Source organism: Paenibacillus sp. P5_B5 (assembly GCF_056400365.1).
Map to the genome: position 1 here is coordinate 1 of NZ_JBFULK010000007.1, position 12355 is coordinate 12355.

General features: G+C 43.0%; 10 protein-coding genes and 1 rRNA gene. All 11 read right to left on the reverse strand.

Translation table 11 applies throughout. The annotated features are described in order from the left end of the window. Positions 1 to 85 (reverse strand): 16S ribosomal RNA (locus AC1DOK_RS11180); the annotation flags it as partial. A 402-nt stretch (positions 86 to 487) separates the two neighbouring features. Continuing rightward, a complete protein-coding gene (gene ligA, locus AC1DOK_RS11185; RefSeq protein ID WP_477554361.1) occupies positions 488 to 2512 on the reverse strand; it encodes an NAD-dependent DNA ligase LigA in 2025 nt (674 codons plus the stop codon). Positions 2513 to 2530: 18 nt separating this feature from the next. Beyond that, complete coding sequence (gene pcrA / locus AC1DOK_RS11190; protein ID WP_477554362.1) at positions 2531 to 4867, reverse strand: DNA helicase PcrA; 2337 nt, start codon at positions 4865 to 4867, stop codon at positions 2531 to 2533. Continuing rightward, positions 4860 to 5567, reverse strand: coding sequence for a heptaprenylglyceryl phosphate synthase (pcrB, locus tag AC1DOK_RS11195; protein WP_477554363.1), 708 nt, complete (start codon positions 5565 to 5567; stop codon positions 4860 to 4862). The genes pcrA and pcrB overlap by 8 nt, the downstream gene beginning before the upstream one ends. Before the next feature lie 320 nt (positions 5568 to 5887). Beyond that, positions 5888 to 6652 (reverse strand): 2,4-dienoyl-CoA reductase, encoded by a 765-nt coding sequence (gene fadH, locus AC1DOK_RS11200; protein WP_477554364.1) that lies wholly within the window; start codon positions 6650 to 6652, stop codon positions 5888 to 5890. Positions 6653 to 6869: 217 nt separating this feature from the next. Then, positions 6870 to 7250: a hypothetical protein gene (locus tag AC1DOK_RS11205; protein ID WP_477554365.1), complete on the reverse strand. Its 381-nt coding sequence runs from the start codon at positions 7248 to 7250 to the stop codon at positions 6870 to 6872. A gap of 106 nt (positions 7251 to 7356) precedes the next feature. Next, the gene (locus AC1DOK_RS11210; RefSeq protein WP_477554366.1) at positions 7357 to 8079 is read right to left on the reverse strand and encodes an ABC transporter ATP-binding protein; all 723 of its coding nucleotides are present in this window, start codon (positions 8077 to 8079) and stop codon (positions 7357 to 7359) included. Beyond that, positions 8072 to 8890: an ABC transporter permease gene (locus tag AC1DOK_RS11215; protein WP_477554367.1), complete on the reverse strand. Its 819-nt coding sequence runs from the start codon at positions 8888 to 8890 to the stop codon at positions 8072 to 8074. The genes AC1DOK_RS11210 and AC1DOK_RS11215 overlap by 8 nt, the downstream gene beginning before the upstream one ends. 16 nt (positions 8891 to 8906) lie before the next feature. Next, a complete protein-coding gene (locus AC1DOK_RS11220) occupies positions 8907 to 9455 on the reverse strand; it encodes a nitrous oxide reductase accessory protein NosL (protein ID WP_477554368.1) in 549 nt (182 codons plus the stop codon). Then, the gene (locus AC1DOK_RS11225) at positions 9452 to 10798 is read right to left on the reverse strand and encodes a right-handed parallel beta-helix repeat-containing protein (protein ID WP_477554369.1); all 1347 of its coding nucleotides are present in this window, start codon (positions 10796 to 10798) and stop codon (positions 9452 to 9454) included. The genes AC1DOK_RS11220 and AC1DOK_RS11225 overlap by 4 nt, the downstream gene beginning before the upstream one ends. 208 nt (positions 10799 to 11006) lie before the next feature. Then, a complete protein-coding gene (locus AC1DOK_RS11230) occupies positions 11007 to 12233 on the reverse strand; it encodes a CapA family protein (RefSeq protein WP_477554548.1) in 1227 nt (408 codons plus the stop codon). Positions 12234 to 12355: the final 122 nt, after the last annotated feature.

Here is a 12355-nt window from a genome sequence, read left to right on the forward strand (position 1 = left end):
CCCCGAAGGAATAGATCCGCTCGACTTGCATGTATTAGGCACGCCGCCAGCGTTCGTCCTGAGCCAGGATCAAACTCTCCATTAAAGTGCTCATCAACCGAAGTTGACTTGCTATAATTAGAGCTGATTGCTCAAAATTTCTTGCTAGCGAGATTTACATCTCATTTGATATTTGTCCAAAAGACAAAAATCATTTTGCTAATTGCAATTCATTTGTTCAGTTTTCAAAGAGCTTTTGTTTTCATGTCACTCACCGGTTGGCGCCTCTTCCGAAGCGTGTGTGCCGCGGTGACAAGAACTAATACTATCAGCTTTTATTACAAAAAGCAATGTTTTTTCTCAACTTTTTATTAGGCAAAATATTACAGTTGATTTAATGCTTTTTATATAGAAAAGACAGCTAGTTCTGACATGTCATAATTGACACTTCAGAGACTGGGCTGTCTTTGTTTCTGGCTTGATTTGCTTTCTTAATCTCTTATCTTCCCTAACTCTCACCTAGCAGTTGCAATAACTCCTGCTCATCATCTATAACTGTAATCCCGAGATCACGCGCCTTCGTTAATTTAGAACCTGCGCTTTCACCCGCGATAACAAAATCAGTTTTCTTCGATACAGAGCCTGTCACCTTAGCACCGAGTGCTTCGAGCTTGCGGGCAGCTTCGTCACGACTCATCAAACTGAGCGTACCTGTGAGAACGACTGTTTTGCCGAAGAACGGATTGTCTGTGCTTATTGGTGCCGTCTCTACCGCTGACTGAGTAATTGGATTCACCCCTGCAGCAAGTAACCGCTGAATGCTCGCGACCGCTGTTTCACTACGGAAGAATGTATGGATAGAATCAGCCATAATCCCACCAACGTCAGAGAGAGTTATTAATTCCTCTGCTGTAGCTGCCATCAATGCTTCAAGTGAGCGGAAATGATCAGCAAGTACCTTTGTCGTCGTTTTGCCTACATTAGGAATACCAAGCGCGAACAAGAACGAGGATAGATCACGTGTTTTGGATTTTTCGAGTGCATCTAAGAGGTTATTAGCCTTCTTATCCCCAAACCGTTCTAACTTAACTAGATCTTCATATTGAAGAACATATAGGTCAGCTGGATCTCGAACACCAAGCTCTTCATATAGCTGTTCCGCTGTTTTTTCACTGAAAAACTCAATATCCATCGCATCACGTGATGCAAAATGGGTGATCCGGCTCACTAGCTGTGGTGCACAACCTAGTCGATTCGGACAGAATAAATGCGCCCCTCTTGTCTCAAGCTCTGTTCCGCAGGACGGACAATGCTCAGGATAAACAATTTCGCTACCATCTGCTTCTTCACTAACTTTACCAAGAATTTCGGGAATCACATCATTCGATCTTCTAATAAAGACATGTGTACCTAATGCAAACTTTAAATTCTTCCGTTCGATATCACCTGTGTTGTTAAGCGTACAGTTCTGAACCGTTACACCCGCTAACTCAACTGGCTCCACTTTGGCTATCGGTGTTACCTTGCCTGTACGTCCTACATTCCACGACACGGATTCAAGAATCGTTTCTGCTTCCTCTGCCTCGAATTTAAAAGCAATCGCCCAACGCGGGAATTTCTCCGTATAACCAAGAACCTCTCGAGTTCGCATATCGTTCAGCTTAACCACACCACCATCAATGAGAAAATCAAGCTCCCCACGTGATAACGCGATCTGATCTAATTCAACACTGACCTCTTCTAATGTGTCACAGAATTTAATATGTGGACTCACTTTAAACTTATTGTCACGCAAAAACTGAATCATCTCTAGATGTGTCGTAAACGTCCGTGCATCTGAGTAGCCCACATTATAGAAGTAAGCGTTCAGTTTACGCTCAGCTGTTACTTTGGGATTCAGGTTACGAAGTGCGCCTGCCGCGGCATTACGCGCGTTTTTCAGTGGATCGGTTGCTGTCTGGTTGTATTTCTCTAGGACAGACAAATTCATAATGCCTTCGCCTTGCACTTCAATAATCCCGTCTTGATACGGAATAGATAACGGAATGGAGCGGATCGTATGTACTTGTGGCAGTATTCCTTCACCAACTGTTCCATTACCCCGAGTAGATGCCTGTACTAAATCACCTTCATCATAGGTTAGGTTAAGTGTTAAGCCGTCAAATTTAAGCTCCACGACAAAAGAAGGATCAGGTAGCGGAGTATCTGGATTCTGTACGTTATAATCGTTTATTAGCTTTAATACACGGGTATACCAAGCTGTAAGATCTTCGGTATTCTGTGCTTTATCTAGGCTCCATAAACGCGCTAAGTGTCGATGCGGTGTAAAACCCTCAATTATATCACCACCAACCCGCCGTGTTGGCGAGTTAGGTAGAATTGTATTTGTTGTGCGCTCTAATTCTACAAGTCGATCATAGATCTTATCGTACTCAGCATCTGAAATAGAAGGCTCGTCAAGTGTATAGTAGAGATAATTAAAGTGTAGAAGCTGCTCGATGAGCGAACGCATTTCGTTTAAAGCGTCGGACATATGCATTCTCCCTTTCTTTTACGATTCTTTCGTAATCGGAGCGAACTTGGCAAGTAAGCGTTTCACGCCGACTGGCGCGGGAAACGCAATCTGCACTTCGGTGTCGTCGCCGGTACCTTTAACGGCTACCACGACACCGGTGCCCCACTTCACGTGGGACACTTTGTTGCCCACGGCATAATTGAGCACGGCATTCATCGTGCTCGGTGACTTGCGGGCGGACGCTCTGCCGCCGCCCGAACCGCCAGTGATGCCACCGGCTTGACCGAAGCCGGTGGTGCTGTTCCCCGTGCCCCATGAGGGGGCACGGCTCTCCGCGCGGCTTGCGAAGCTGCCGCGCAGGCTGCTTCCACTTGCAGAGCTGCCGAGATCGCGTTCGCGTTGACGTTCTTTCGGAACAGCATCTTCCATTAGCTCCTCTGGAATCTCCTTCAAGAAGCGAGATGGCGGATTCGCACTCGTGCGTCCATATAACATGCGCATACGCGCACAAGTCAGATGAAGCTCCTCTTCTGCCCGCGTAATCCCTACATATGCAAGTCTACGCTCTTCCTCAAGCTCTTCCTCGTCCATAAGGGAACGTGAGCTTGGGAATAAGCCTTCTTCCATACCGACGATAAATACCACAGGGAATTCTAAGCCCTTGGCGCTATGCATGGTCATGAGGGTAACGGAATCTTGCGGTCCCTCTTCCTTATCAACCGTGTCAATGTCAGCAATCAGTGCAAGGTCTGTAAGAAATGCTACAAGTGATTTCTCTTCTGTACGTTTCTCAAATTCCATCGTTACTGACAGAAACTCTTCTATATTCTCTAGACGTGCCTTAGATTCCAAAGTCTTCTCATTCTTTAATTCTTCCCGGTACTGCGTGAGCTCTAGCACTTTCTCCGTTAATTCCGTTACGGATAAATAATCCACCATATGATGAAGCGATAGTACAACCTCATAGAAATCACTCAGTGCATTTTTGGCTCTAGGGGTAATTTCAATAGAGTCAATCGCTTCGAGCATCGAGAACATCGATACATCATGACGAGCTGCCGCTTCAGCAACCCGCTCCACACTCGTATCACCGATCCCACGCTTAGGTACATTGACAATACGCTGTAGAGACAAGTCATCATTCGGATTCGATAGTAGTCGTAGATAGGCTAGAATGTCTTTGATCTCTTTGCGATCATAGAACTTGATTCCGCCAACGATTTGATACGGAATATCCGACTTGATCAGAATTTCCTCGACTACCCGCGACTGAGCATTCGTACGATATAGAATCGCATGATCAGCAAAATTTTTGCCGCGAGCACGGTTACGATTAATCTCACTAGCTATAAAGTATCCTTCTGCATGCTCCGAATCTGCTTGATACAGCTTGATTTTGGCTCCTTCGCCTTGATCCGTCCAGAGATTCTTCGGTTTACGTCCTGTATTAAGTGAAATAACGGCATTCGCTGCTTGAAGAATATTGCCTGTTGAACGATAGTTCTGCTCAAGGAGAATTGTCTCCGCTTCAGGATAATCCTTCTCGAAGTTCAGAATATTCGTAATATCGGCGCCCCGCCAACGGTAAATGGATTGATCGCTATCTCCAACTACACAAATGCGATGATGTTTATCAGCAAGCATGCGGCACAGCATATACTGGGCACGGTTCGTATCCTGATACTCATCGACGTGAATGTATTGGAATTTATTTTGATAAAAGTCTAAGACCTCAGGTACTTCTTTAAACAGCTCAATCGTCTTCATAATTAAATCATCAAAGTCGAGCGAGTTGTTGTTCTTTAATTTGCGCTGATAGGACTTGTATACTTTAGCCACAATGCCTAAGAAATAATCCGCACCAGCTTTATTCTCATAGCTATCAGGGGAGATTAATTCATTCTTCGCCGTAGAGATTTCTGCTTGGACTGCTTTGGGTTCGACTTTCTTAATATCTACGTTAAAATCCTTCATACAGCCTTTAATAACGGACAGTTGATCAGAAGAATCTAGAATGGAGAAATTACTCGCGTATCCTATCCTAATGATATCTTTACGTAGAATCCGTACACACATGGAGTGAAAAGTTGATACCCAAACATCGTTACCAGAACCACCAACGAGCTTGTCCACACGTTCTTTCATTTCTCTTGCTGCTTTGTTCGTAAAAGTAATTGCAAGAATGCTCCACGGAGCGACTTTACGCGCTGCAATTAAATTCGCTATGCGATGTGTTAGCACCCGTGTCTTACCACTTCCCGCTCCCGCCATAATAAGCAAGGGGCCATCAACAGCCTCGACAGCTTTACGTTGAGGTGGATTAAGCTTCTCAATAGATTGCTGTATATTCATGTTGTTACTAAAATTAAACATATTGTTTTCTCTCCAATCCCAGGACCTCCAGCGTTTGAAGGGCACCCTCTAAGTTCTCATAGATCGCATTGCCAACAACAATTGTGTCTGCAACCGCTGCCGCCTCATTAGCTCTATCAAGACCATCAATGCCCCCACCATAAAAGAGCTGTGTATTCCGAAGTGTTCTTCGCACTTGCCTTACTAGCTCCATATCACCAAACTTCCCGCTATATTCAATATAGAAGATAGGCATTTGGAACAAATGTTCTGCTATTCTAGCATACGCCACCACGTCCTGTACATCAACAGTTGTTTCTGCATTCGTAATCCGTGCCGCTGCCGAATCTGCATTCAAAATTACGTACCCCTCTGTCAGGACTTCATCCCAATCGATAATGGCTCCGTATTCTTTGAGTGCATCCACATGTTGACCTACAATCCACTTCGGATCAGTCGTATTGAGCACAACAGGAATTAGATACATATCAAAACCAGGTACAATCGCTTCTTTATGAGAAATTTCAAGTACACATGGCAGTTCATATTGCCTAATGCGAGATAGTAAATCCACTGTATTATCAAAAGTAACCCCTGTTGAGCCACCTACTATAATTCCATGGGTTCCAGATGTACAAATTTGCTCTAATTGCTCATCTGATAACGTTTTATCAGGATCTAATTTAAATACGTGTTTCCACGATGTGATGTCGACAATCAATAATTTCCCTCCGCTCTATATCCCAAGAAGAAACGGTTTCACCGTCCTTAAAGACAGATGCGTTTCTTAATGTTAATCAGAGAAAGTATAGTGAAATTTTCTGCTTTCTGATTAACACAATAAACCATACCAATCTCAGTCTAGTCTACCCTTAATTAGCTGTCAAACATGAGAAAGGCTTTTACCTATCTTTATAAGATGGAGGCGTTTCTTAGATGAGTATGCATTAAAGAGAGCACCGATACCTCAAGTTCAGGCACCGGCGCTTCTAATAAGTTCTATTCATATTGTATAGTATACTTTTCTTAGGTATTTTTCCGTTATGCAAAATACTGATGAAGCGAGCTGCCACCATCCATTGTGATACATGCACCATTGATATAGGCTGCTTCATCTGAAAATAAATATGCCGCAAGCCCTGCGATTTCTTCTGGCGTTCCAAGTCGCCCTAGTGGTACACCTTGTATAATACGCTTGGCATTTTCGTCAGAGAAAGCCAACTTCTCAGCACCACCAGTCCGTTCAATGGGACCTGGAGCAATCGCATTCACACGAATACCGTACTTATGCCCCCACTCCACAGCGAGTGTACGTGTCATGGCCAGCACGCCTGCCTTGGCACTAGCAGAATGAATAACGCCCGGACCTGCATCCCAAGCATAGGTTGCAACCATATTCGTAATACTACCTTTAATTCCATTCGCGATCCAATACTTGCCGACAGCCGAGCTGCAATAGAACGTTCCATTCAATACAATATTAATTACTGAATTCCATCCATTAATCGATAAGTCCTCTGCAGCGACTAGAAAATTACCGGCAGCATTATTGACGAGATAATCAATTGTGCCAAAGGCCTCGACTGTTTGTTCGACCATCCGCTGTACATCTTCTGGATTACGTACATCCATTTGAATCGCAAGCACTTGACCATCAGCGGTCTCGATTTCCCGCTTCGTCGCTTCCAGCTTATCCAGCGTACGCCCTGTAATAGCTACTCTTGCACCTTGCTGTGCAAATCGTGCTGCCATAGCTTTACCCATGCCATTCGAGCCGCCCGTTACAATAACTACTTTGCCATTCATCTGCGTCACCTCTTATTATTAGAATATTCAGAAATAATAAGCCGCATCACAACCTTAGCTACTTAATCAAGGCTATATATAGATCGAACTGCTACACTTGTCTATATATAGCTTGAATTAAGCTATTCTAATACGTTATGAAATAAATTTAGCCCTATCTTCTATTCTAATCTATAGCGATGAGATGTGCATTATTTATGTGGATGACCTAAATGACCTATTGGACGACTTCAGCTGATTTCTTAATAGTTGCATGGATATCTGGATTAATGACATGAACGATGACTTCATGTGTTCCAGCTTCAGTAAACTTGGTCGGTCCTGAATAAACACCTTTATCTGATTTATCTACTCGAACTAGTTCACGTTTACTCTTATCTTGATTTTTAATTTCAAAATATACCTCAACATCATCAAAAGTCTTAAGTCCTGTTACTTTGGTTGTCAGTCTGACACTTTCATTTATTTTAACAACAGCTGGATCTGTAGTAAGATCAGCATCAACTTTACCGCTATCTGTTTCTGAACTACATGCAGCAAGCAAGAAGCTTAGCGTAAGGAGACAGACCAGCATAATCCATGATTGGCGTTTTTTCATCCCATACTAACTCCCTTCCTAAATACGCTTGATTGAATCAATTTCATAACTCATTGAAACCATTAAATTGATTCTATTGTCGTTAGATTAATTATCATACAATTAATTACTTGTTTCCAGCAATTAATTGAGCAAATACATGGTTCAGTCCGTGTTCACCATGTGTGGAGATATACCCATCTACTGAACCCCGGCTCAATATATGACCCTGATTTAAGAATATAGCTTCATCTGCTGCTTCTGCTGCCACATCAAGCTGATGCGTGGAGAATACAATCGTATGTCCATCTGCTTTAAGCTGTAAGACAAGTTTCGCGAAAGTTGATGTCCAATAAGGATCCAGTCCATTAGTTGGCTCATCCATAACGAGTAATGGCGGCTTAGCCAGCAGTGCTTGTGCGAACAGTAATCGCTGACGCATACCCTTCGAGAAAGCAGCAACCTTCTTGTGACGCACTTCTGCGAGATCAACAATCTTAAGTGTCTCTAGCGCTCTTGCTTCATTCACACCTTTAAGCGAGGCATAGAACCGGATCGTCTCCCACGCCGTAAGTGTTGCACCAAAATTAAAATCATCTGGCATATAGCCAATTGTCTCTGCATAAGTCTTGCGATCTCGTTTCCACTGTACACCGCCTACTTCTACCGTACCCGTGGATGGCTCAGAAAGACCTACAATCATGCGAATAATTGTACTCTTGCCGGCACCATTGCCTCCGCATAAGGCGAGCACTTGACCTTGCCCAAGATCTAAATCAAATGGGGCGACAACCTGTTGCTTACCGATTGTTTTGCTAACCCCGAGCATATGCACCATTGCATTAGCCACGACGCCTCCCCCTTTCCCAGACCAGCATCGCTGTTCCTAGGGCAACTGCTACCCATAACAAGCATACACCAATAAATACCGGCACACCCCACGGGCTCTGAATCCACTTGATCCACTGAAAATACTCCGGTCCAAAAATCGAACCGCCGCCCATTTTAACTACCATAAACACACGGATTAACTCTGCGGGATTCAGAAAGGTCAACCCTACAAGTACAGGCTTAATCAGACTATATTGAACAAAACCTAGTACAGCAATAAGTAAGCTAGACCAGCCAATTATATAAATAAACCAAACGCTTACACCAATGGTTAGCGCTTGCCAACGATTGCGTGATAAGGTTCCAATCCATACAGCAATGCTTAAGAATAGAAATACAATAAGTAGTGAAAATGAAAAGAAGAAAGCAAGTGACGACAATGAATAGCCTTGTCCTAGAAAAGTACCAAGCACCCCTGACACACCATATCCGAACGCTACAATAACAGACAAGACAAGAAATAATCCAATATACTTACCTAATAAGAAAGCGAATGTGGATAGAGAGAATGTCGATAGAAGAGCCCATCCGCCCTCCTCCTTCTCTGCAGTAACTGCAAACGATCCAAGTAACAAGGTCATCAGAGGTAACAAATACAGGATTAAATTCAGCATCGTTCCTGTGGTATGCGTATAGCCTTGCAGGCTACTCTGAGACTGAATCAACAAAAGAGCAAGACTAAAAAAAGAAAAAAGGGCTAGAAAAGAATAAGCCCATGGATTCCGAAAACCTAGTTTGACCTCACGTAACGCTACAATAAGAACGTTCAACGCATTTCACACCTTTTTATTTTTTGACGTCGCTATGCTCTGCCTTCTTATGACCAGCATCACCATGACCGTCCTTCATATCGCCCATCTTCTCCATCATCATACCCTTACTTCTTTCCCAGCTGTGGCTATCCAAATCTTTCACTGTCAGCAATTTGCCTGTTTTCTGTTCACTAATAAATGCTTCGGCTTCTTTGCTATCTTTAAAAGAATTTACGCCATATGCCATAGGTGTCTTGAAGGTTGGGTCATAAGCGAAAGTAGCGTCTTGCAGTTGAATCCACTCTTGCGACTTATAATCACGAACAAACTGTACATCGACATCGCTTGTACCATTCTTCTTCGTCCATACAAACATATCGCCAATATCATCGAACTTTAATGCCTTCCCATTCTTTAATATAATTTCAGTTGCATTGTGATCATTCTTTACTGTCATACTACAAATATCGCATTTATCAACAGCTTCATTAATTTCTACAGGTGCCGCAGTTTTCGAGCCACATCCAGTAGTAATAATCGCCAGTACAGCCACCAATAAGATTCCCATCAACATTTTTTTCATTTTTGTATAACCCCCCATTTATATATAGCAAATACACTTAACAACAAAAGTATTGCGCCAAGCCATAATGCACTTGGATCTGAAGCCCCACTCTCAGCCCCCTTGGCTATATGCGACTGCATAAGCGGTGAGCTATCCTTCAGCCATGATTCGTTCGGATTATAAAATAAGCTTTCGAGAAATTCCATACCAGGAGATCCAAAAAATAATTGGAAGGCTTTAACCTCATTCGTCAACGTTATGTAAAACGGATTGATTTGATAGGCAATATCACTTCTACCTGCTCCAGTAAGATCAATCCCCTGCATATCATCCCAGTAGTTAGCCTCAACCTTATTGTCTGAGCTAGCTTCAGCCTGCGCCTGAATAACATTAGAAATAAATTCATTACCCGTTAATTCATTGTTTGAAGAATCAATCATTTGAATGCCGATAAAATTCAGAGTTAGTTCATTATCAAGGATTCGATTATCGCTCGATGATTCAACATAGAGCCCTACACGATTGCCTTCGACTCGATTATTTTTTGCTACGGTTTGCTTCACATCGAACAGCAGAATCCCCTGCGAGTTCACATTCTCGTTCTGCTTAGCGAAGTTGTTGTTCTGTACACGAATGCTTTCCGAACCCATAACCATTGCACCTGTTACATTATGGAACCCAACATTGTCTTCAATCACGTTGTTCTTCGTAAACATGAGATGATAGCCATAACGAGAATTACGTGCTTCATTATGACGAATTTGGTTGTCGTTGCTATTCTCCAAATAAATGGCATCATACATATTGTCAATATAACTATTAACAATTTGATTACTGTAAGATTCCCACAAATCGATACCATTGCCTCGCATAACCGAACCATCTATCCCTTTAGCTGAAGTTAAACCTTCAATGTTTACGTTATCCAGTGTATTCCGACTAGCTTCGCGCAGCTGGATACCTGTCCCATTCGTCCGTATGGAGACTTGGCTTATTACGTTATCGCTACCCATCACCAGTACAGTTGCTTCTTTAGGATCGCGATCCCGTTCATCAACCAATTGAAGACCATTAATCGAAACATGATCAGACTGAATCGTTAATAGTGGTTCATCTCCGTCACCTTGCAAAATGACATCCTTATCTGCGAGAAGCTTGAGAGGCTTATTAACTGTAACAGGTCCTTGATAAGTCCCTGATGGAACTTTCAAGGTTACGCCAGGTTCCGACTGATCAATCCATTGTTGAAGTGATGTAGATTGATCTGCTGCTTGCACACCCGAGCTTAAACTCAGGTATCCAATACCAAGAATACTATGCAGGATAACAAACCATCTTATCTTTGTTATACGGCCGATCATCCCTACCCCCTATTAAAGACTTCATTCTTAATTAAGAATAGCTCTAATTATAAAACCTTGCCTATGACTCACTTGGGCTATATTAAACGAATATTGTGAATAGACCGTGACAATTTGACGAGCTCTGCGATATAAACCTATATAACTAAGAAAGCTCCCTTAATCCAATACGGATCAAGAGAGCATTCTTCCTTTAATACAGATGCCATTATGGTGCAGATACCTGAACATCACCATCTTCGTTAATCTTAACACCAAATGAAATGTCCGTTAATCGTTCAAACAATCGTCTCTCTGCTTCTCTTTGCATCTTCTTCGGCTGTGCAGCGGTCGTTATGAACGGATGAAGCTTAATGCTGACCGCCCCATCCTTAGCAAATCTCGCTTCAAAAATAACTGTTTCCCACGTTAATGGTCTTTCTTCTATTGTTTGAAAAATAAAGTTCCCGAGTGAGTACATGATCCATTTACCTTTGTATTGCTCTATGCCCTGCAGCATATGAGGATGAGCACCAATGATAAGATCAGCACCCGCATCTATATAAGCTTGTGCCAAATGACGCTGATACGGTTCTACCTTCGTCGTATTTTCTGTCCCCCAATGAGGATAAACAATCACGACATCATTAGTTTCCTTCGCTCGCTTAATCGCTGCAACCGCACGCTCTTGTTGATGGGTTTCGGCAACACCAGGCTGATCACCGATCGCCTTCCATGTCTCAGAGCGAACGATTCTACTGAAGCCGAGGAAGGCGAACTTCTTGCCTCCCTGCTCGACAACCCACGGCGAATAAGCCTCTTCCTCGTTATGCCCAGCCCCGAACAAGCCGATTCCAGCTTGGCTAACATTGTCCAAAGTGTCGAGTAGACCTTGACGTCCATAATCGATTGCATGATTATTCGCCAAGCTTACGGCATCAAAGCCCGCTTCCTTCATAGGAGGTAATACCTCCGGACCTGCACGAAAGGTCCACGTTTTATTCTCCTTAACCCCTCTGGTTGTTACTGCAAATTCCAAGTTGCCAACTGCAACATCCGCCTTCTCTAAGATCGGTTTAATTTCCCGATAAGGATAATCTAGTCCATTACGCTCCAGATGCGGATATACCGTATCACCAAGTAGGATGTCACCCATTATAACGATAGACACTTCTTCATCCTTGGGAGTTGGTGTTGGCGCCAATGTTGCGATTTCCTGCGGTGTAACCGAAGGCGTTGGCGAAGCTAGTGATTCTGCAGGATCAGTTACAACTGGTGAAGCTAAGCTAGGCACATTCTCTAATGACTCTACATAAGGTCCCTTATTAGGTGATGCTGTTGAATTAAACGTTGATGTAGTCTGACATGCTGTCGTGAATAATAAGCAGACAATGACAACAAGTAGAAGCGGATGCCGCACCTTCCTATAGCGCCAAGCATTTCTTATAAAGAACACATTCAATCCATTCGACTCCCCATTAATGAATAGTTATAAATAGTTAGATACAAATATCAATATAATACATATATCCACTATTTACACTATTTTCCTTAACGGTGATCTCTATTAGAGTGTCT